General features: G+C 70.6%; 17 protein-coding genes. 11 read left to right on the top strand and 6 right to left on the bottom strand.

Annotated features, from left to right (window positions below):
• The first annotated feature begins 444 nt into the window (after window positions 1–444).
• From BJ961_RS26480 to pgi, 7 genes are all read left to right on the top strand, one after another.
• Window positions 445–3426: a M14 family metallopeptidase gene (locus tag BJ961_RS26480; RefSeq protein WP_271415300.1), complete on the top strand. Its 2982-nt coding sequence runs from the start codon at window positions 445–447 to the stop codon at window positions 3424–3426.
• Window positions 3427–3653: 227 nt separating this feature from the next.
• Window positions 3654–4664: a type I glyceraldehyde-3-phosphate dehydrogenase gene (gene gap, locus BJ961_RS26475; protein WP_271415299.1), complete on the top strand. Its 1011-nt coding sequence runs from the start codon at window positions 3654–3656 to the stop codon at window positions 4662–4664.
• 134 nt (window positions 4665–4798) lie between these two features.
• Window positions 4799–6010 carry a phosphoglycerate kinase gene (locus BJ961_RS26470; RefSeq protein ID WP_271415298.1) on the top strand — a complete coding sequence of 404 codons (1212 nt, stop codon included), beginning with the start codon at window positions 4799–4801 and terminating at the stop codon, window positions 6008–6010.
• Between the two features lie 4 nt (window positions 6011–6014).
• Window positions 6015–6791, top strand: coding sequence for a triose-phosphate isomerase (gene tpiA / locus BJ961_RS26465; protein ID WP_271415297.1), 777 nt, complete (start codon window positions 6015–6017; stop codon window positions 6789–6791).
• A gap of 135 nt (window positions 6792–6926) precedes the next feature.
• The gene (gene secG, locus BJ961_RS26460) at window positions 6927–7163 is read left to right on the top strand and encodes a preprotein translocase subunit SecG (RefSeq protein WP_271415296.1); all 237 of its coding nucleotides are present in this window, start codon (window positions 6927–6929) and stop codon (window positions 7161–7163) included.
• Window positions 7164–7423: 260 nt separating this feature from the next.
• The gene (locus BJ961_RS26455; protein WP_004002138.1) at window positions 7424–7711 is read left to right on the top strand and encodes an RNA polymerase-binding protein RbpA; all 288 of its coding nucleotides are present in this window, start codon (window positions 7424–7426) and stop codon (window positions 7709–7711) included.
• Window positions 7712–7805: 94 nt separating this feature from the next.
• Window positions 7806–9461 (top strand): glucose-6-phosphate isomerase, encoded by a 1656-nt coding sequence (pgi, locus tag BJ961_RS26450; protein WP_271415295.1) that lies wholly within the window; start codon window positions 7806–7808, stop codon window positions 9459–9461.
• A gap of 72 nt (window positions 9462–9533) precedes the next feature.
• On the opposite strand, the gene pgl is transcribed toward pgi, so the two are convergent.
• The 5 genes from pgl to tkt are packed head-to-tail and all read right to left on the bottom strand — an operon-like array spanning window position 9534 to window position 16135.
• On the bottom strand, window positions 9534–10319 hold the full coding sequence (gene pgl, locus BJ961_RS26445; protein ID WP_271415294.1) for a 6-phosphogluconolactonase: 786 nt from the start codon (window positions 10317–10319) through the stop codon (window positions 9534–9536).
• Window positions 10316–11371 (bottom strand): glucose-6-phosphate dehydrogenase assembly protein OpcA, encoded by a 1056-nt coding sequence (opcA, locus tag BJ961_RS26440; RefSeq protein WP_271415293.1) that lies wholly within the window; start codon window positions 11369–11371, stop codon window positions 10316–10318. The genes pgl and opcA overlap by 4 nt, the downstream gene beginning before the upstream one ends.
• Entirely contained in the window at window positions 11368–12891 is a 1524-nt protein-coding gene (zwf, locus tag BJ961_RS26435) for a glucose-6-phosphate dehydrogenase (protein ID WP_271415292.1), read from the bottom strand. Before zwf ends, opcA begins: the two co-directional genes overlap by 4 nt.
• Before the next feature lie 4 nt (window positions 12892–12895).
• Window positions 12896–14014, bottom strand: coding sequence for a transaldolase (gene tal, locus BJ961_RS26430; protein ID WP_271415291.1), 1119 nt, complete (start codon window positions 14012–14014; stop codon window positions 12896–12898).
• A 33-nt stretch (window positions 14015–14047) separates the two neighbouring features.
• Window positions 14048–16135 (bottom strand): transketolase, encoded by a 2088-nt coding sequence (tkt, locus tag BJ961_RS26425; protein WP_271415290.1) that lies wholly within the window; start codon window positions 16133–16135, stop codon window positions 14048–14050.
• A 371-nt stretch (window positions 16136–16506) separates the two neighbouring features.
• Here tkt and BJ961_RS26420 point away from each other — a divergent pair, with 371 nt between their 5' ends.
• The 4 genes from BJ961_RS26420 to BJ961_RS26405 all read left to right on the top strand — a co-directional run bounded on the left by BJ961_RS26420 (window position 16507) and on the right by BJ961_RS26405 (window position 19987).
• Entirely contained in the window at window positions 16507–17460 is a 954-nt protein-coding gene (locus tag BJ961_RS26420; protein ID WP_271415289.1) for a heme o synthase, read from the top strand.
• 97 nt (window positions 17461–17557) lie between these two features.
• Window positions 17558–17926: a hypothetical protein gene (locus BJ961_RS26415; RefSeq protein WP_271415288.1), complete on the top strand. Its 369-nt coding sequence runs from the start codon at window positions 17558–17560 to the stop codon at window positions 17924–17926.
• 95 nt (window positions 17927–18021) lie between these two features.
• Window positions 18022–19128 carry an amidohydrolase family protein gene (locus BJ961_RS26410; RefSeq protein WP_271415287.1) on the top strand — a complete coding sequence of 369 codons (1107 nt, stop codon included), beginning with the start codon at window positions 18022–18024 and terminating at the stop codon, window positions 19126–19128.
• Window positions 19129–19243: 115 nt separating this feature from the next.
• Entirely contained in the window at window positions 19244–19987 is a 744-nt protein-coding gene (locus BJ961_RS26405) for a nucleotidyltransferase domain-containing protein (protein WP_271415286.1), read from the top strand.
• On the opposite strand, the gene BJ961_RS26400 is transcribed toward BJ961_RS26405, so the two are convergent.
• A complete protein-coding gene (locus tag BJ961_RS26400) occupies window positions 19942–20964 on the bottom strand; it encodes a COX15/CtaA family protein (protein ID WP_271415285.1) in 1023 nt (340 codons plus the stop codon). The genes BJ961_RS26405 and BJ961_RS26400 overlap by 46 nt on opposite strands.
• Window positions 20965–20998 lie beyond the last annotated feature (34 nt).

Here is a 20998-nt window from a genome sequence, read left to right as displayed (position 1 = left end):
ACCCGGACCGGAACGGCCGAGGGGTCCGGACCGGGACAGCCGAGGGGTCCGGACCGGGACAGCCGATGGGTCCGGGTCGGGACAGCCGAAATGCCCGGACCGACCGGGCCAGCCGAAGGGCCCGAACCGTGGACAGCCGATGCTGTCCGGACCACGGGCGGCCGATGCGTCCGGACCACGGACGGCCAGTGATCCGACCACGGACGGCCGGCGATCCGACCACGGACGGCCGGTGATCCCGGCCGCCGGTCGTCGGCCACCTGGCGTCCGGATCGCGAAGCGGCAGCCAACAGGCCGGTGCGAGCCCCCACTTGGGTGACCGGCACCGGCTTTCGCGTGTCCTTGCCGCACCCTTGACTCGATCATGAGCTGTCATGAGCCTGGCATCTGTTCGCCACTGTGGCGGACCCAGGCCTGTCGGACAGGCCCCATCTAGGGGGGTTCATGAGACGAAGAGCGAGATCGATCCTCGCCGTCGGCGCGCTCCTGCTCGGCGGAGCGGGCTTCGCACCCGTCGCCCAGGCACAACCCGCGGACCCGGCAACCCCGGACGCGAACGAAGTGAAGGTCTTCCGCGCCGACGTCACCAAGGAGCAGGTACCCCTGCTGCTGGCCACCGGCCAGGACGGCCACGAACTCGGCGAGCAGGTACCCGACCGGGGAACCGCCGCCGTCGAGCTGTACCTCACCGAGAAGCAGGCCGGCACGCTCCAGAAGCAGGGCGTCGACCTCACCGAGCACACCCTGTCCACCCAGGCCGAGAAGCGCGTCGAGAGTGCCGCCGACGGCGTCTTCCGCCCCTACAGCGGCAGCGGCGGCCTGCGCGAGGAGATCCTGCGCACCGCCCAGGAGAACCCCGGGCTGACCAAGGTCGTCTCCATCGGCAAGACGGTGAAGGGCCAGGACATCCTGGCGCTCAAGCTCACCAAGCACGCGAAGAAGTCGAAGGACGGCTCCAAGCCCTCCGTCCTCTACATGTCCAACCAGCACGCGCGCGAGTGGATCACCCCGGAGATGACGCGGCGGCTGATGCACCACTACCTGGACAACTACGAGAAGGACCGGCGGATCAGGAAGATCGTCGACTCCACCGAGCTGTGGTTCGTCCTGTCGGCCAATCCCGACGGCTACGACTACACCTTCGAGAGCACCGACAACCGCCTCTGGCGCAAGAACCTGCGCGACGTCAACGGAGACGGCGCCATCAGCACCGGCGACGGCGTCGACCTCAACCGGAACTTCGCCTACAAGTGGGGCTACGACGACGAGGGCTCCTCCCCCAACCCCACCAGCGAGACCTACCGCGGCGCGAGCCCCGGCTCCGAGCCCGAGACGAAGGCCCTGGACGCCTTCCAGAAGCGGATCGGCTTCACCTACGGCATCAACTACCACTCCGCCGCCGAACTCCTCCTCTACGGCGTCGGCTGGCAGGTGGCCACCAACACCCCGGACGACGTCCTCTACAAAGCGCTGGCCGGCACCCCCGACAACTCGGCGATCCCCGGCTACCACCCGCAGGTCTCCTCGGAGCTGTACACCACCAACGGCGAGGCCGACGGGCACGCGGCCAACGTCAACGGCATGGCGATGTTCACCCCGGAGATGTCGACCTGCAAGACGGCCTCCGACGTGGACCCCGACGACCAGTGGAACGCGCGGGACTGCCAGTCCGGCTTCAACTTCCCCGACGACGAGAAGCTGATCCAGCAGGAGTTCGCCAAGAACATCCCGTTCGCGCTCTCCGTCGCCGAGACCGCCGCCCACCCCGACCGGCCCTCCTCCTCGGTCGGCCTGGACGCCGCCGACTTCACCCCGTCCCCCTTCACCACCTCCTACGCGCGCGGCGCCGACCAGGAGGTCTCCGTCGTCGTCCGCAAGTCCGTGCGCGACAGGGAGCTGAAGTACCGGGTCAACGGCGGACGCACCCACGACGCGACGCTGCGGCCCTGGCGGGGCGGCGAGACGTACGGCGGCGAGGACAACCTGTACTTCGACGAGTACCGGGCCAAGGTCCGGGGCGCCGGCCCCGGCGACCGCGTCGAGGTCTGGTTCACCGGCGAGACACCGCGCGGCACCCACGACCGGCACGGCAAGCACGGCAAGCGCACCGAGAGCGAGCACTTCACGTACTCGGTCGCCGAGCGGCCCCGCGCCGACGTCCTCGTCGTCGCCGAGGAGGGCGCGAAGGCCACGCAGACCCAGACGTACGTGGACGCCCTCAAGGCCGGCGGCCACCGCGCCGCCCTCTGGGACGTCGCCACCCAGGGCGCCCCCGACGCGCTCGGCGTCCTCGGCCACTTCGACACCGTCGTCCACTACACGGGCGCCGCGGTGCCCGGCAACGCCACCCAGCTCCAGTTGCGCGCCTTCCTCAACGAGGGCGGCAAGCTGATCGAGGCCGGAGAGCAGGCCGGCGGCGACGTCGACCTCGGCGGCGGCACCCTCTCCGACGACTTCAGCCAGTACTACCTGGGCGCCTACACCCGCACCGCCACCTCCGGCGCCACCGGCTTCACCGGCTCCGGCACGCTCGACAAGGCGGGCGGCACCCTCGGCGACGCCCCCGGCAACCCCCTGGACGGCGCCGGCACCTACAGCGTGACCTCCGACGAACTCGACCCCGGCACCTACCCGCAGTTCGCGAGCGCGGGCGCCGGGAAGTTCGCCGGGACGGTCAACCCGTACGGGCCCTACGCGGGGGAGTGGATGGCCGCCGCCGTCCACACCGACGACGCCTACAAGCGCCTCACCCGCACCGTCGACCTCACCGGCGTCACCGCCTCCGACCGCCCCACGCTCCGCACCCAACTGCTGTGGGACACCGAGCGCGGCTACGACCACGCCCTGGTCGAGGCCCACACCACCGGCGCCGACGACTGGACCACGCTCCCCGAGGCCAACGGCACGACCGGCACGGCCGTGCCCGCCGAGTGCGCGGCCGGGTTCTACCTGGCCGGGCACCCCTGGCTCGGGCACTACCTCACCCTGTCCGACGACGGCTGCACCGCGACCGGCACCAGCGGGCAGTGGAACAGCCTCACCGGCTCCTCCGGCGGCTGGAAGCAGGTCGAGTTCGACCTGAGCGCGTACGCCGGGAAGTCCGTGGACGTCTCGATCGCCTACGTCACCGACCCGGGCAGCGGCGGCCGCGGCGTCCTCGCCGACGAGGCCTCCCTCGTCGTGGGCGGCACGGCGACGCAGACCGAGGGCTTCGAGACCTCGCTGGGCGCCTGGCTGCCCTCCGGGCCCCCGGAGGGCAGCCCCGCCGTCCTGAAGGACTGGACCCGCACCGGGACGCTGTTCCAGACCTACGGCGCCGTCACCACGGACGACACCGTGCTGCTGGGCTTCGGCCTGGAGCACCTCGCCGAACCGGCCGACCGCGCGGCACTGGTCCGGCAGGCGCTGCGTGCCCTGGACGAGTGAATTCCGGTGTGCGGGGGACTGACCCGGTGTAACCAAATCGGGTGATCAGTCCCCGTGGCCCGGGGCGGTCCGTACCCCTACTGCCGGGTACGGACCGCCCTGCCGGGTATGGGGCGTCTCGATGTCACCCCCGAGGCCCCGGAGAGGTAGGGTCGGAGGTGGTCGGGGACATCCCAAATACAGCTCGCCGGCACATCGGGCCGGCGTACCAACGAGGAGATCGGTTCGTGACGATCCGCGTAGGCATCAACGGCTTTGGCCGCATCGGTCGTAACTACTTCCGCGCGCTGCTGGAGCAGGGTGCGGACATCGAGATCGTGGCTGTCAACGACCTGGGTGACACCGCGACCACCGCCCACCTGCTCAAGTACGACACCATCCTCGGCCGCCTCAAGGCGGAGGTCTCGCACACCGAGGACACCATCACCGTCGACGGCAAGACCATCAAGGTCCTCTCCGAGCGCAACCCGGCCGACATCCCGTGGGGTGAGCTGGGCGTCGACATCGTGATCGAGTCGACCGGCATCTTCACCAAGAAGGCCGACGCCGAGAAGCACATCACCGGCGGTGCGAAGAAGGTCCTCATCTCGGCTCCGGCCAAGGACGAGGACATCACGGTCGTGATGGGCGTCAACCAGGACAAGTACGACCCGGCGAACCACCACGTCATCTCCAACGCCTCCTGCACCACCAACTGCGTGGCGCCGATGGCCAAGGTCCTCGACGAGAACTTCGGCATCGTCAAGGGCCTGATGACGACGGTGCACGCGTACACGAACGACCAGCGCATCCTGGACTTCCCGCACAAGGACCTGCGCCGCGCCCGTGCCGCCGCGGAGAACATCATCCCGACCACCACCGGTGCCGCCAAGGCCACCGCGCTGGTCCTGCCGCAGCTCAAGGGCAAGCTCGACGGCATCGCGATGCGCGTCCCGGTCCCCACGGGCTCGGCCACCGACCTGGTGGTGGAGCTCCAGCGCGAGGTCACCAAGGACGAGGTCAACGCCGCGTTCAAGAAGGCCGCCGACGACGGCGACCTCAAGGGCATCCTGTTCTACACCGAGGACGCGATCGTCTCCTCGGACATCACGGGCGACCCGGCCTCCTGCACCTTCGACTCCTCCCTGACCATGGTCCAGGACGGCAAGTCGGTGAAGATCCTCGGCTGGTACGACAACGAGTGGGGCTACTCGAACCGCCTCGTCGACCTCACGGTCTTCGTCGGCAACCAGCTCTGATCGACTTCAGCAAGGCACCTCGATGCGGTAGCAGGGCTCGGGCAGCGCAAGGTCGCGCTGTCCGGGCCCTGCGTCGCGTCCACCGCGACCAGCCCTCGTAGGATCACGAGCGATCCGAGAACCCAGGAGCCCTCTTGAAGACGATCGACGAACTGCTCTCCGAAGGCGTCGCGGGCAAGCGCGTCTTCGTCCGCGCCGACCTGAACGTGCCGCTGGACGGCACCACCATCACCGACGACGGCCGCATCCGCGCCGTGCTGCCCACCGTCAAGGCCCTGGCCGGCGCGGGCGCCCGCGTGATCGTCGCCTCGCACCTGGGCCGCCCCAAGGGCGCCCCGGACCCCGCCTTCTCCCTCGCCCCGGCCGCCGCCCGCCTCGGTGAGCTGCTCGGCGCCGACGTCGCCTTCGCCGAGGACACGGTCGGCACCTCCGCCGAGGCCGCCGTGTCCGGCCTCGCCGACGGCGGCGTCGCCGTCATCGAGAACCTGCGCTTCAACGCCGGAGAGACCAGCAAGGACGACGCCGAGCGCGCCGCCTTCGCCGACAGGCTGGCCGGCCTCGCCGACGTCTACGTCGGCGACGGCTTCGGCGCCGTCCACCGCAAGCACGCCTCGGTCTACGACCTCCCCAAGCGCCTGCCGCACTACGCCGGCTACCTCATCGCCACCGAGGTCGGCGTCCTGAAGAAGCTCACCGACGACGTCAAGCGGCCCTACGTCGTCGTCCTCGGCGGCGCCAAGGTCTCCGACAAGCTCGCCGTCATCGACGAACTGCTCGGCAAGGCCGACCGGCTCCTCATCGGCGGCGGCATGGTGTACACGTTCCTCAAGGCCAAGGGGTACGAGGTCGGCATCTCCCTCCTCCAGGAGGACCAGATCCCGACCGTCAAGGAGTACATGGAGCGCGCCGAGAAGAACGGCGTCGAGCTGGTGCTCCCCGTCGACGTCGTCGTCGGGCCCGGATTCCCGGACCTGAAGACCAAGGCCCCCGCCGACGCCACCACCGTCGCCGCGGACGCCGTCCCGGCCGACCGGATGGGCCTGGACATCGGCCCCGAGTCCCGCAAGCTGTACGCGTCCAAGCTCGCCGACGCCGCCACCGTCTTCTGGAACGGGCCCATGGGCGTCTTCGAGCACCCCGACTACGCCGAGGGCACCCGAGCGGTCGCCCAGGCACTCCTCGACGCCCCGGGCTTCACCGTGGTCGGCGGCGGAGACTCCGCCGCGGCCGTGCGTACGCTCGGCTTCGACGAGAACGCATTCGGCCACATCTCGACCGGTGGCGGCGCCTCCCTCGAATACCTCGAGGGCAAGACGCTCCCCGGCCTCGCCGCACTGGAGGACTGACCCGATGACCACCCGCACGCCGCTGATGGCGGGCAACTGGAAGATGAACCTCAACCACCTCGAGGCCATCGCCCACGTCCAGAAGCTCGCCTTCGCCCTCGCGGACAAGGACTACGACGCCGTCGAGGTCGCCGTCCTCGTACCCTTCACCGACCTGCGCTCGGTGCAGACGCTGGTCGAGCACGACAAGCTCAAGATCAAGTACGGCGCGCAGGACGTCTCCGCCCACGACGGCGGCGCCTACACCGGCGAGATCTCCGGCCCCATGCTGGCCAAGCTGCGCTGCACCTACGTCGCGATCGGCCACTCCGAGCGCCGGCAGTACCACGCCGAGACCGACGAGCTGGTGAACGCCAAGGTCAAGGCCGCCTACAAGCACGGCCTGACCCCGATCCTGTGCGTCGGCGAGGAGCTGGACGTCCGGGAGGCCGGCCACCACGTCGAGCACACCCTCACCCAGGTCGAGGGCGCTCTGAAGGACCTCCCGGCCGAGCAGGCCGAGACCGTCGTGATCGCCTACGAGCCCGTGTGGGCCATCGGCACCGGCAAGGTCTGCGGCGCCGACGACGCCCAGGAGGTCTGCGCGGCGATCCGCGGCAAGCTCGCCGAGCTGTACTCGCAGGAGCTGGCCGACCGGGTGCGCATCCAGTACGGCGGCTCCGTGAAGTCCGGCAACGTCGCCGAGATCATGGCGAAGCCCGACATCGACGGCGCCCTGGTCGGCGGCGCCTCGCTGGACTCGGACGAGTTCGTCAAGATCGTCCGCTTCCGCGACCAGTAGCCGGGCCGCCGGTCGAGGGCGGATCGACCGGTGAGTATGCTCCGGCGGCGATACGTCGTACCCTTGCGGGGGCATGGTGGCCTGCTGTCACCGTGCCCCCGTCGTTCATCCGAATCCGAGGAAGTTGGTCCAGCCGTGGTTTTGGGGTTCTCGATCGCCCTGATCGTCTTCAGCCTGCTGCTGATGCTGCTGGTGCTGATGCACAAGGGGAAGGGCGGCGGCCTCTCCGACATGTTCGGTGGCGGCATGCAGTCGTCCGTCGGCGGCTCCTCGGTCGCCGAACGCAACCTCGACCGCATCACCGTGGTGGTCGGTCTGTGCTGGTTCGCGTGCATCATGGTGCTCGGTCTGGTGATGAAGGCCAACAACTGACCGGTCCCACCGACCCGTCACACACTTGTGCACGTAAAGCCCCATGTCCGGTACGCGCCCCACGGCGCCGCCTATCATGGGGCTTGCGTCTGCGCGCTGGAGCTTGTAACTCCAATCACTGGACGCGCGTTGGGCCTTACGTAGACTGAGGCGCTCGCAGCGAAGCGAAACGCCGACTCGCTTCGCGGCACCATCACGCAGGGAGTTACACCGTGGCAAGTGGCAACGCGATCCGGGGAAGCCGGGTCGGGGCGGGGCCGATGGGCGAGGCCGAGCGCGGCGAGTCCGCGCCGCGTCTGCGCATCTCCTTCTGGTGCTCCAACGGACACGAGACACAGCCGAGCTTCGCGAGCGACGCCCAGGTCCCGGACACCTGGGACTGCCCGCGCTGCGGCTTCCCCGCCGGACAGGACCGGGACAACCCGCCGGACCCGCCGCGCACCGAGCCCTACAAGACGCACCTCGCGTACGTGCGCGAGCGCCGCAGCGACGCGGACGGCGAGGCGATCCTCGCCGAGGCACTCGCGAAACTGCGCGGCGAGATCTAGCTCCCCTCTCCGTCGATCGCCTTCATCTCCTGATCACATAGGTTGGAACAGCCGGGACAGCTGGGACACCCAAGGAAGAAGGCTGACGTCCGACATGACCGCAGACGGCCGTACCAGGCTCCACCAGACGCCCGAATGGGCCGCGCTGGCCAAGCACCGCGAGCAACTCGGCGAGGTGCGACTGCGCGAGCTGTTCGCCGCCGACCCGGGGCGCGGCACCGACTGCACGCTCCGCGTGGGAGACCTGTACGTCGACCACTCCAAGCACCTCGTCACCGACGAGACCCTGCGGCTGCTCCAGGAGCTGGCCGCCGCCACCGACGTGTTCGGGCTGCGCGACGCCATGTTCCGCGGCGAGCGGATCAACATCACCGAGGACCGGGCCGTCCTGCACACCGCGCTGCGTGCCCCGCGGGACGCGGTGATCGAGGTCGACGGCGAGAACGTCGTCCCCGAGGTGCACGCGGTCCTCGACAGGATGGCCGGCTTCGCCGACCGGATCCGCTCCGGCGAGTGGACCGGCCACACCGGCAGGCGCATCAGGAACGTCGTCAACATCGGCATCGGCGGCTCGGACCTCGGCCCGGCGATGGCCTACGAGGCACTGCGCGCCTTCACCGACCGCTCGCTCACGTTCCGCTTCGTCTCCAACGTGGACGGCGCCGACCTGCACGAGGCCACCCGCGACCTGGACCCGGCCGAGACGCTGTTCGTCATCGCCTCCAAGACCTTCACCACCATCGAGACGATCACGAACGCGACGTCGGCGCGCTCGTGGCTGCTGGCCGGGCTGGGCGGTGACGAGAAGGCGGTCGCCAAGCACTTCGTGGCCCTGTCGACGAACGCCGAGAAGGTCTCCGGCTTCGGCATCGACACGGCCAACATGTTCGAGTTCTGGGACTGGGTCGGCGGCCGCTACTCCTTCGACTCGGCGATCGGGCTCTCCCTGATGATCGCCATCGGCCCGGACCGCTTCCGCGAGATGCTCGACGGCTTCCACCTCGTCGACGAGCACTTCCGCACCGCCCCCGCCGAGTCCAACGTGCCCCTGCTGATGGGCCTGTTGGGCGTCTGGTACGGCAACTTCCTGGGCGCCCAGTCGCACGCGGTGCTGCCGTACTCGCACTACCTGTCGAAGTTCACGGCCTACCTCCAGCAGCTCGACATGGAGTCCAACGGCAAGTCCGTCGACCGTGACGGCGACCCGGTGGAGTGGCAGACCGGGCCGGTGGTCTGGGGCACGCCGGGCACCAACGGGCAGCACGCGTACTACCAGTTGATCCACCAGGGCACCAAGCTGATCCCGGCCGACTTCATCGGCTTCGCCCGGCCCGCGGCCGAACTGAGCGGCGAACTCCAGGCCCAGCACGACCTGCTGATGGCCAACTTCTTCGCCCAGACCCAGGCACTCGCCTTCGGCAAGACCCCCGACGAGGTACGCGCCGAAGGGGTGCCCGAGGAACTCGTCCCGCACAAGACGTTCCGCGGCAACCACCCGACGACCACCATTCTTGCGCGCGAGCTGACTCCGTCGGTGCTCGGGCAGCTCGTCGCGCTCTACGAGCACAAGGTGTTCGTCCAGGGCGCGGTCTGGAACATCGACTCCTTCGACCAGTGGGGCGTCGAGCTCGGCAAGGTGCTCGCCAAGCGCGTCGAGCCGGCCCTCACCGAAGGGGCGGAGGTACCGGGTCTCGACGCCTCCACCGCGGCGCTGGTCGCCGCCTACCGGGAGTCGCGCGGGCGGGCCTGAACGCGCCGAAGGGGCGGCGGGAGGTCCTCACCTCCCGCCGCCCCTTCCCGTCTCAGACGCAGGACGGCCGAGTCACGCCGACGCCGGCGGGTACAGCGACCTCGGCAACCGCGACGCCGCCGCGGAGTCCAGGAGCCACAGGGTGCGGGCGCGGCCCCGCGCCCCCGCCGCCGGGGCCTGGATCTCGCCCGTGCCGGACAGGGCCATCGCGACCGCGTTCGCCTTGTCCTCGCCCGCCGCGAGCAGCCACACCTCACGGGCCGCCCGGATCGCGGGCAGGGTCAGGGAGATACGGACGGGCGGCGGCTTGGGGGAGCCGTGGACGCCGATCACCGTGCGCTCCGTCTCCCGGACCCCGGGGTGCTCAGGGAAGAGCGATGCCACGTGGGTGTCCGGGCCGACACCGAGGAGCAGGACGTCGAACGACGGGACCGCGGCGTGGTTCTCCGGCACGGACGCCGTGGCCAGCTCCTGCGCGTAGGCGGCGGCCGCCGCCTCCACATCCGAACCGTACGGGCCGTCGGACGGTGCCATCGCGTGCACCCGCTTCGGGTCCAGCGGCACCGCGTCGAGCAGCGCCTCGCGCGCCTGGGTGACGTTGCGCTCAGGGTCGCCCTCCGGCAGGAAGCGCTCGTCGCCCCACCACAGGTCGAGGCGGGCCCAGTCGACGGCGTCCCGGGCCGGGGAGGCGGCCAGCGCCGCGAGCAGGCCGTTGCCGTTGCGGCCGCCGGTGAGGACCACGGACGCGCTGCCCCGGGAGGCCTGCGCGTCCACGATCTTCGTGATCAGCCGGGCCGCCGCGGCCTCGGCCATCAGCTCCTTGTCGCGGTGCACGACCAGCTGCGGGGTGTCAGTCATTTCGCCGCCGCCTTTCTCACCGGTGCCTTCTTGCGCGTGGCGTCCTTCGCCGGGGCCTTCGCGGCCGTGGGGACGGGAGCGGAGACCGCGCCGGAGTCGTCACCGTCGACCGCGTCCGCCCGGGCCGGCGCGTCGAGCCGGTCCACCCCGTACCGCAGCGCCGAGGCGTACGTGTCGTCCGGGTCCAGCCGCCGCAACTCCTCCGCGATCAGCTCCGCCGTCTCACGGCGCTTGAGCGCGACCGCGCGGGCCGGCTGCCCCTGGATGGAGAGGTTCGCCAGCGAGCCGTCGGCCCGGTCCAGGACGACCGGACCGCAGTCCGTGTCCATCCGGACCGCCGTCAGACCCGGCCCGCTCGACACCGAACGCTTCACCGGCACGTCCAGCCGGTCCGCGAGCCACATCGCGAGCAGCTCACAGCTCGGGTTGAACTCCTCGCCCTCCACCTCGACCGCCTGCACCTGGCAGTCGACCTGGTCGAGGGCCGCCGCCAGCATCGAGCGCCACGGCGTGATGCGGGTCCACGACAGGTCCGTGTCGCCCGGCGCGTAGGCGTCGGCACGGGCCACCAGCTCCCGTATCGGCTCCTCGCAGGCGTAGGTGTCGGTGACCCGGCGCTGGGCGAGCGCGCCCAGCGGGTCCTTCGCCGGGTCCAGCGGCGCGTTCACCGGCCACCACACCACGACCGGCGCGTCCGGCAGCAGCAGCGGCAGGACCACCGACTGGGCGTGGTCGACGACGTCGCCGTACAGCCTGAGCACGATCGTCTCGCCGGTGCCCGCGTCCGCGCCGAGGCGCACCTCGGCGTCCAGCCGGGACTGGGTGCGGTCCCGGGGCGAGCGGGAGACGCGCTTGATGACCAGGAGCGTGCGCGAGGGATGCTCGTGCGCGGCGTCGCTCGCGGCCCTCAGCGCGTCGTAGGCGTTCTCCTCGTCGGTGACGATGACCAGGGTGAGGACCATGCCGATGGCCGGAGTGCCGATCGCCCGGCGGCCCAGCACCAGCGCCTTGTTGATCTTGCTGGCGGTGGTGTCCGTGAGGTCTGTCTTCATGGCCGCCGCCAGCTCCGTCCGTCTCGCTCCAGCATGTCGTCCGCCTCGACCGGCCCCCAGGTGCCGGCCGGGTACTGGGCCGGGGTGCCGTGCTCGTCCCAGTACACCTCGATCGGGTCGAGGATCTTCCAGGACAGCTCGACCTCCTCGGTGCGCGGGAAGAGGTTGGCGTCGCCCAGGAGGACGTCGAGGATCAGGCGTTCGTACGCCTCCGGGCTCGACTCCGTGAAGGACTCGCCGTAGGCGAAGTCCATGGACACGTCCCGGATCTCCATCGACGTGCCCGGCACCTTGGAGCCGAAGCGGACGGTGACGCCCTCGTCGGGCTGGACGCGGACGACGATCGCGTTCGAGCCGAGTTCCTCGGTGGCCGTCGTGTCGAAGGGGGAGTGCGGGGCCCGCTGGAAGACGACCGCGATCTCCGTGACCCGGCGGCCCAGACGCTTGCCGGTGCGCAGGTAGAAGGGGACGCCCGCCCAGCGGCGGTTGTCGATGCCGACCTTGATCGCGGCGTAGGTGTCGGTCTTCGACCTGGGGTCGATGCCGTCCTCCTCCAGGTAGCCGACGGCCTTGGCGCCGCCCTGCCACCCGGCCGCGTACTGGCCGCGCACCGTGTCCCGGCCCAGGTCCCTGGGGATGCGGACCGCGCCGAGCACCTTGGTCTTCTCCGCCGCCAGCGCGTCCGCGTCGAAGGAGGCCGGCTCCTCCATCGCGGTCAGCGCGAGCAGCTGGAGCAGGTGGTTCTGGATGACGTCACGGGCCGCGCCGATGCCGTCGTAGTAGCCGGCCCGGCCGCCGATGCCGATGTCCTCGGCCATCGTGATCTGGATGTGGTCCACGTACGACCGGTTCCAGATCGGCTCGAACATCGTGTTGGCGAAGCGCAGCGCCAGGATGTTCTGGACGGTCTCCTTGCCCAGGTAGTGGTCGATGCGGAAGACCTGGTCCGGGGCGAAGACCTCGTGGACGATCGCGTTCAGCTCCTCGGCCGACTTCAGGTCGTGGCCGAACGGCTTCTCGATCACCGCGCGGCGCCAGGAGCCGCTCGACTGGTCGGCGAGGCCGTGCTTCTTCAGCTGCTGGATGACCACCGGGAAGGACTTCGGCGGCACAGACAGGTAGAAGGCGAAGTTGCCGCCCGTACCCTGCGCCTTGTCCAGCTCCTCGATGGTGCCGCGCAGCCGCTCGAACGCGTCGTCGTCGTCGAAGGTGCCCTGGACGAAGCGCATCCCCTGGATGAGCTGCTGCCAGACCTCCTCTCGGAACGGGGTGCGGGAGTGCTCCTTGACGGCGTCGTGCACGACCTGGGCGAAGTCCTCGTGCTCCCAGTCGCGGCGGGCGAACCCGACGAGCGAGAAGCCCGGCGGCAGCAGACCCCGGTTGGCGAGGTCGTACACGGCGGGCATGAGCTTCTTGCGGGAGAGGTCGCCGGTGACGCCGAAGATGACCAGACCCGACGGCCCCGCGATACGCGGGAGCCGTCGGTCTGCGGGGTCACGCAGCGGGTTGCTGCTTGACAATGTTTTAGCCCTCCGAGGGGGCGAGGCGCTTCAGCTCCGCCTCGGTCGACTTCAGCAGGTCCTTCCAGGCGTCCTCGAACTTGTCGACGCCCTCCTTCTCCAGCAGCTGGACCACCTCGTCGTAGCCGATCCCGAGCTTCTCGACCGCGTCGAGGTCGGCGCGGGCCTGCTCGTACGTACCGGCGACGGCGTTGCCGGTGATCTCGCCGTGGTCCTCGGTGGCGAACAGGGTCGCCTCCGGCATCGTGTTCACCGTGTTCGGCGCGACCAGGTCGGTGACGTACATGGTGTCGCTGTACGCCTTGTCCTTGACGCCCGTCGACGCCCACAGCGGACGCTGCTTGTTGGCGCCGGCCTTCTCCAGGGCGGCCCAGCGGTCGGTGCCGAAGACCTCCTCGTACGCCTGGTAGGCCAGGCGGGCGTTGGCGACGGCGGCCTTGCCGCGCAGGGCCTTGGCCTCGTCGGTGCCGAGCGCGTCGATCCGCTTGTCGATCTCGGTGTCCACGCGGGACACGAAGAAGGACGCCACGGAGTGGATCTGCGAGAGGTCCAGGCCGCGCTCCTTGGCCTTCTCCAGGCCGGTCTGGAAGGCGTCCATGACCGCGCGGTAGCGCTCCAGGGAGAAGATCAGCGTGACGTTGACGCTGATGCCCAGGCCGATCGTCTCGGCGATCGCCGGGATACCGGCCTCGGTCGCCGGGATCTTGATCAGCGTGTTGGGACGGTCCACCAGCCAGGCGAGCTGCTTGGCCTCGGCGACCGTCGCCTTGGTGTTGTGCGCCAGACGCGGGTCCACCTCGATGGAGACCCGCCCGTCCTTGCCGCCGGTGGCGTCGAAGACGGGGCGCAGGATGTCGGCGGCGTCACGGACGTCCGCCGTGGTGATCATTCGAATGGCCTCTTCGACCGTGACCTTGCGGAAAGCGAGGTCGGAGAGCTGCTGGTCGTAGCCGTCGCCCTGCGAGATCGCCTTCTGGAAGATCGACGGGTTGGTCGTGACGCCCACGACGTGCTGCTGGTCGATCAGCTCGGCGAGATTGCCGGACGTGATCCGCTTGCGCGACAGGTCGTCCAGCCAGATCGCGACGCCTTCGTCGGAGAGGCGCTTGAGTGCGTCTGTCATGGAAAATGCATCTCCTATATGTCGTTACGAGCGTCAGCGCCGGGCCGCGGCGAGGGATTCCCGCGCGGCGGCGGCCACGTTCTCGGCGGTGAAGCCGAACTCGCGGAAGAGCACCTTGGCGTCCGCCGAAGCACCGAAGTGCTCCAGGGAGACGATGCGACCGGCGTCCCCCACGTACTTGTGCCAGGTCAGACCGATGCCGGCCTCCACCGCGACACGAGCCTTCACGGACGGGGGCAACACGCTGTCCCGGTACCCCTGGTCCTGCTGCTCGAACCACTCGACGGACGGCATGGACACCACACGGGTGGGCACACCGTCGGCCTGGAGCTGCTCGCGCGCCCCGACGGCGACGTGCACCTCGGAACCGGTCGCGATCAGCACGACCTCGGCGTCGCCGCCGTCCGCCTCGAACAGCACGTAGCCGCCCTTGGCCGCGTCGTCGTTGGGCGCGTACGTCGGCACGCCCTGGCGGGTCAGCGCCAGACCGTGCGGCTGGCCCTTGCCGAACTCCTTCGTCCAGCGGCGCAGGATCTCGCGCCAGGCGATCGCCGTCTCGTTGGCGTCGGCCGGACGGACCACGTTCAGACCCGGGATCGCGCGCAGCGACGCCAGGTGCTCGACCGGCTGGTGGGTCGGGCCGTCCTCGCCCAGCCCGATGGAGTCGTGCGTCCACACGTACGTCACCGGCAGGTGCATCAGCGCCGACAGCCGCACCGCGTTGCGCATGTAGTCGGAGAAGACCAGGAACGTTCCGCCGTAGATGCGGGTGTTGCCGTGCAGCGCGATGCCGTTCATCTCCGCGGCCATCGCGTGCTCGCGGATGCCGAAGTGGATGGTGCGGCCGTACGGGTCCGCCTCGGGCAGCGGGTTGCCCGCCGGGAGGAAGGACGACGTCTTGTCGATCGTCGTGTTGTTCGAGCCGGCCAGGTCGGCCGAGCCGCCCCACAGCTCCGGAACCACCGCGCCGAGCGCCTGGAGCACCTTGCCGGACGCGGCACGGGTGGCGAGACCCTTGTCCGTCTCGAAGACCGGGATCTTCTCCTCCCAGCCCTTGGGCAGCTCACCCTTGGCGACACGCTCGTACTCGGCGGCGCGCTCCGGGTTGTTGTCCCGCCACTGCTGGAAGGACTTCTCCCACACCGCGCGGGCCGCCCGTCCCTTCTCCAGGGCCTTGCGGGTGTGCCCGATGACCTCGTCGGAGACCTCGAAGGTCTTCTCCGGGTCGAAGCCCAGGACCCGCTTGGTCGCGGCGACCTCGTCGTCACCGAGCGCCGAGCCGTGCGCGGCCTCGGTGTTCTGCGCGTGCGGGGCGGGCCAGGCGATGATCGAGCGCATGGCGATGAAGGACGGCCGGTCGGTGACCTTCTTCGCCTCCTCGATCGCGTCGTAGATCGCGTTCGGGTCCAGGTCGCCGTCCGGCTTCGGGGCGACGCGCTGCACGTGCCAGCCGTACGCCTCGTACCGCTTGCAGGTGTCCTCGGAGACGGCGGTCTCGGTGTCGCCCTCGATGGAGATGTGGTTGTCGTCCCACAGCAGCACCAGGTTGCCGAGCTTCTGGTGACCGGCCATCGACGACGCCTCGGCGGAGATGCCCTCCTGAAGGCAGCCGTCACCGGCGACGCAGTAGACGAAGTGGTCGAACGGGGAGGTGCCCTCGGCGGCCTCCGGGTCGAACAGACCGCGCTCGTAGCGGGCGGCCATGGCCATGCCCACCGCGTTGGCGACACCCTGGCCCAGCGGGCCGGTCGTCGTCTCCACGCCCGTGGTGTGGCCGTACTCCGGGTGGCCGGGGGTCTTCGAGCCCCAGGTGCGGAAGGACTCCAGGTCCGCCAGCTCCAGGCCGAAGCCGGCCAGGTACAGCTGGGTGTAGAGGGTCAGGGACGAGTGACCCGCGGACAGCACGAAACGGTCGCGCCCGACCCAGTTCGCGTCGGCGGGGTCGTGCCGCATCACCTTCTGGAAGAGGGTGTAGGCGGCGGGCGCCAGGCTCATCGCCGTACCCGGATGGCCGTTGCCAACCTTCTGTACGGCATCGGCGGCCAGGACGCGGGCGGTGTCCACGGCCCGCTGGTCCAGTTCGGTCCACTCGAGGTCTGTGGTGGTCGGCTTGGTGCTCACCCTGAGTCAGGGCTCCTCTCCACATGTCGGATGCCGGTGCACGGGTGCACCGGCTGCCGGCGCGTCCGTGAGTCGGCCGGCCGTTGTCGAGCCTACCCCCGTAAGTACGTGCGCTTTTCCCCTGGAAACCAGACTGCCGGGACTCTTCGCGATCCGCCTGCCGACTGGGTGAAACCGCATTCGGCAAGTGAATACGGAGCCGCTCATCTGACTGCTCAATCGACTCTCCGAACGCACGTCGGAGCGCCCCTTCCAACACGACCCCACCCCCGCGAAGGCCAAGGTATGGGCAACGTCTAAAGTGGCGTGGTACGCGCGAGCCTTTACCGCCGCTTCACACGGCGAGGGCTTGCTGGGAGTCTCTGTCAGGGGTGTGCGTGACGGCCGTTGAATCCCGTCCTGCGGGGGTTATCGGGACGAGCCAGAGCCCGAGTCACCGGCCGTTCGGGGCCCGTGTCAAGGCGTTCGTGGCGCTGACCAAGCCGCGGATTATCGAGCTTCTGCTGATCACCACCGTTCCGGTGATGTTCCTCGCCGAGCAGGGTGTTCCGGATCTGAAACTGGTGCTGCTGACCTGCGTCGGCGGATACCTGTCGGCCGGCGGCGCCAACGCGCTCAACATGTACATCGACCGCGACATCGACGCGCTGATGGACCGGACCTCGCAGCGTCCGCTGGTGACCGGCATGGTCAGTCCGGTGGAATGCCTCATCTTCGGCATCGCCCTGGCGATCGTCTCGACGCTGCTGTTCGGCCTCACCGTCAACTGGCTGTCGGCCTGGCTCTCGCTCGGCGCGCTCCTCTTCTACGTCGTCGTCTACACGATGATCCTCAAGCGCCGCACCGCGCAGAACATCGTCTGGGGCGGCATCGCCGGCTGCCTGCCGGTGCTCATCGGCTGGTCGTCCGTGACCAACTCGATGTCCTGGGCGCCGATCATCCTCTTCGCGGTGATGTTCTTCTGGACGCCGCCGCACTACTGGCCGCTGTCCATGAAGGTCAAGGACGACTACGCGCGCGTCGGCGTGCCGATGCTCCCGGTCATCGCCTCCAACAAGGTCGTGGCCCGGCAGATCGTGATCTACAGCTGGGCGATGGTCGCGGTGTCGCTGCTGCTGCAGCCGCTCGGCTACACCGGCTGGTTCTACACGGCGGTGGCCCTGGCCGCCGGCGGCATGTGGCTGTGGGAGGCACACGGGCTGCAGAACCGCGCCAAGGCCGAGGTCACGGGCGGCAAGCTCAAGGAGATGCGGCTGTTCCACTGGTCGATCACCTACGTGTCGGTGCTGTTCCTGGCGATCGCGGTGGACCCCTTCCTGCGCTGAGCGCCTCCGGCGAAGCCGTCCGACGGGCGGGGTGCGTGGCCAAGGCCACGCACCCCGCCCGTCGCCGTTCGATCTACCCGTCGGTAGCATCCTGGTCATGGCAGACACGCAGCAGGTGGACACGGAGCGGACCGGCGCGAAGGGCGGCTGGGCCGACCGGTGGGCCGCGTACGAGGTGACCCGGATGGCCGGGCGGATCGAAGCCTTCGCCAAGGCCCACGGCGGCGCCGGGGCCCAGGTGGCCTACCTCGGCGAGCGCGGCGCCCGGATCGTGCTCGTCGGCGAGGACGGCGCTTGGGGCGACCTGGTCGCCCGCACCCACGAGAGGGCCCGCGAGGCCGTCGAGCGGTCCGGGATCACCGTCCACGAGGACTTCGACGGCGAGTTCGCCGCCAAGGTCACCACCGGCCGCTACGAGTGGTCGCGCATGGCGGGCATCCAGGTCGGCGGCCCGAGCAACACCTGAGACCCGGTTCACCCGTTAGGACCGTAGGAAGCCACGAGGCGCACGGGCCGGAAAGGGCCGCGAGCCGCGAGGCGCACGGAGCACGGGGAGCCCGGATGATCGAAACGCCGTCCCTGGTCGACCAGTACTGCCACGGCGTCCTGAGAACGGAGCTGGGCCTCGGCACCTTCGAGGCCCAGCTGGCCCGCACCGAGGGGCCGCCCGCCCCCGGCACCACCCTCTTCGACACCCAGACCGGCTTCGCGGTACGCCGCTGGTGCCCGCCCCTGCTCGGCCTGGAACCGCACTGCCCGCCCGCCCGCTACCTGGCCCGGCGCCGCGAACTGGGCGTCATGGAGGCCGACCGCAGGCTGCTGCGCGGCAGCGGCATCACCACCTACCTGGTCGACGCGGGCCTGCCCGGCGACCTCACCGGGCCCGCCGAGATGGCCTCCGCGGCGGACGCGGACACGCGCGAGATCGTGCGCCTGGAACTGCTCGCCGAGCAGGTCGCCGACACCTCCGGCACCGTCGAGTCCTTCCTCGCCAACCTCGCCGAGGCCGTGCACGGCGCCGCCGCGAACGCGGTCGCCTTCACCTCCGTCGCGGGCGTACGGCACGGGCTGGCCCTCGCTCCCGAACCGCCCGGCGCGGGCGAGGTCCGCGGGGCCGCCGCCCGCTGGCTGTCCGGGCGGGAGGTCGGCGGGGAGCTGAGCGACCCGGTCCTGCTGCGTCACCTGCTGTGGGCCGCCGTCGCCTCCGGCCTGCCGCTCCAACTGCACGCGGGCCTCGGCGAACCGGGCCTGCGCATCGACCGCACCGACCCGGTCCTGCTCACCGACTTCGCTCGGGCCACCGCGGGGCTCGGCACCGACCTGGTCCTGCTGCACGGCTACCCGTACCACCGCCACGCCGCCCACCTGGCCGGCGTCTTCCCGCACGTCTACGCCGACTCGGGCGCCGCCCTGGTGCGCACTGGCGCCCGGGCCGCGACGGTCCTCGCGGAGATCCTGGAGCTGGCGCCCTTCGGCAAGGTCCTGTTCTCCAGCGGTGCCCAGGGCCTGCCCGAGCTGCACGTGGTCGCAGCCCGCCTGTTCCGCGAGGCCCTCGGCCGGGTGCTGGGCACCTGGGCGGCCGAGGGGGCGTGGTCGCTCGCGGACGCGCGACGGGTCGCGGGGATGATCGCCTCGGGGAACGCGGGGCGGGTCTACGGGCTGGAGTGACGGGTGCGGGGCGAGCTCGTACGGGCCGGAGCGACCGCTGTGCGAACCGGAGCGACGTCTGTACGGACCGGGCGACGCCTGTACGGACCGGAGCGCGTCGTCGACAATGGGGCGCATGCCGACCGACGCCCTGCTCGACCGCTTTCTCACCGGCCTGCTGCCCCTCGACCCCGTCGCCGTCTGGGCGCACGGTTCACTGGGCGCGGGCGACTACCAGGAGGGCCGCAGCGACCTCGACCTGGTCGCGGTCCTGCCCCGGCCGGCCACCGCCCGCACGGCCTGGCGCCTCGGGCTGCTCCACGCCCGGCTGCGCGCCGAGCCCCTGGCCGGACTGCTGCACTGCACGTACCTGTCGCCGGACACCCTCGCCGACCCGGCCCTGCGGCACCTGACCTGGGCCCACGAGCAGCTGTTCAAGCGGCCGGTCACCCCGGTCACCCGGCGCGAACTCCACAGCTTCGGCCGTGTCCTGCACGGCGCGACGCCCGGCCACCTGCTGCCGCCGGTGCCGGACCCGGAACTGGACGCGTTCGTCGTCCGCGACCAGCGGGAATTCTGGCGGCCGAACGTGCGCAGGGCGGAGCTGTGGCGGCAGGACGTCTGGGTCGACCTGGGTCTGATCACCTTCGCCCGCGCCACCGTCACGCTGCGGGAGGGCCGCCTGATCACCAAGCGGGAGGCGCTGGAGGAACTCCCCGCCCTGGGCGCACCCGGCGAGGTCGTCGGGGACATCACCGAGCGGCGGTACGGAGAGGGCGCGCGGCCCGCGGCCACGGGGGAGTGGGCAGCCCGCCGCGCCGAGCTGACCCGGAGCTACCTGGGGCCGGCCATCGACACGCTGGTGGCGTCGTACTCCTGAGAGGGCAGCCCGGAGACCGTCTCCTCGGGCCGCTCGCGCAGCGCCAGCAGCACCCGCAGCACCGCGATCCACATCAGGCACGAGCCGAACATGTGCAGGCCGACGAGGACCTCGGGCAGGTCGGTGAAGTACTGGATGTAGCCCACCGCCCCCTGCGCCAGCAGCACCAGGAACAGGTCGCGGGTGCGGGCCAGCGGGCCCCTGGGCGCGTCGACCGCCTTCAGCACGAACCACAGGGCGAACGTCAGCGTCACCACGATCCACGCCAGGACCGCGTGGGCCTTGCTCACCATCTCCCAGTCGATCGGCATCCGCGGGACGTCGCTGGAGTCACCCGCGTGCGGTCCCGCGCCGGTCACCACGGTGCCGAGCGCGATCAGCAGGACCGAGACGCCGGTCAGCACCCACGTCAGCTGCTGGACCGCCTTGCCCACCAGGGGGCGCGGTGCCGTGTCGCCCTCCCGGGTGCGCTGCCACATCACGGTCGCGACCGCGATCAGGGCCGTGGACAGCAGGAAGTGGGCCGCGACGGTGTACGGGTTGAGGCCGACCAGGACCACGATGCCGCCGAGGACCGCGTTGCCCATCACGATCCAGAACTGCAGCCAGCCCAGCCGGGTCACACTGCGCCGGTACGGCTTCTGCGACCGGGCGGCGATGATCGCCCAGCCGACCGCGGCGCACAGCACGTAGGTCAGCAGGCGGTTGCCGAACTCGATGATGCCGTGGAAGCCCATCTCGCTCGTGGTGGTGAGCGAGTCGTCGGTGCACTTGGGCCAGGTCGGGCAGCCGAGACCCGAGCCGGTGAGGCGTACGGCACCGCCGGTGACGACGATGACGACCGCCATGGCGAGCGCGAGGAGGGCCGCCCGCTGGACCGTCCGGGGGTGCGGGGTCCAGCGCGCGGCGATGAAGGCGAGGGGGTTGCGCACGGCGGCTGCGGCGTCGTCGCGGGTCACGTTTGGCACGCCGTCCATCGTAGGCGCCCGCTTGTGCACGCTTTCACGAGGG

The organism is Streptomyces lienomycini (assembly GCF_027947595.1).
Taxonomy (GTDB): domain Bacteria; phylum Actinomycetota; class Actinomycetes; order Streptomycetales; family Streptomycetaceae; genus Streptomyces; species Streptomyces lienomycini.
This window is presented reverse-complemented; position numbering and strand designations above follow the sequence as displayed.

Excerpts from the sequence above, each read along its gene's own strand:
- BJ961_RS26480 (WP_271415300.1), top strand. The coding sequence starts at position 445 with ATGAGACGAAGAGCGAGATCGATCCTCGCCGTCGGCGCGCTCCTGCTC.
- tpiA (WP_271415297.1), top strand. The coding sequence starts at position 6,015 with ATGACCACCCGCACGCCGCTGATGGCGGGCAACTGGAAGATGAACCTC.
- BJ961_RS26455 (WP_004002138.1), top strand. The coding sequence starts at position 7,424 with ATGGGCGAGGCCGAGCGCGGCGAGTCCGCGCCGCGTCTGCGCATCTCC.
- pgi (WP_271415295.1), top strand. The coding sequence starts at position 7,806 with ATGACCGCAGACGGCCGTACCAGGCTCCACCAGACGCCCGAATGGGCC.
- pgl (WP_271415294.1), bottom strand. The coding sequence starts at position 10,319 with ATGACTGACACCCCGCAGCTGGTCGTGCACCGCGACAAGGAGCTGATG.
- opcA (WP_271415293.1), bottom strand. The coding sequence starts at position 11,371 with ATGAAGACAGACCTCACGGACACCACCGCCAGCAAGATCAACAAGGCG.
- tal (WP_271415291.1), bottom strand. The coding sequence starts at position 14,014 with ATGACAGACGCACTCAAGCGCCTCTCCGACGAAGGCGTCGCGATCTGG.
- BJ961_RS26415 (WP_271415288.1), top strand. The coding sequence starts at position 17,558 with ATGGCAGACACGCAGCAGGTGGACACGGAGCGGACCGGCGCGAAGGGC.
- BJ961_RS26410 (WP_271415287.1), top strand. The coding sequence starts at position 18,022 with ATGATCGAAACGCCGTCCCTGGTCGACCAGTACTGCCACGGCGTCCTG.
- BJ961_RS26405 (WP_271415286.1), top strand. The coding sequence starts at position 19,244 with ATGCCGACCGACGCCCTGCTCGACCGCTTTCTCACCGGCCTGCTGCCC.
- BJ961_RS26400 (WP_271415285.1), bottom strand. The coding sequence starts at position 20,964 with ATGGACGGCGTGCCAAACGTGACCCGCGACGACGCCGCAGCCGCCGTG.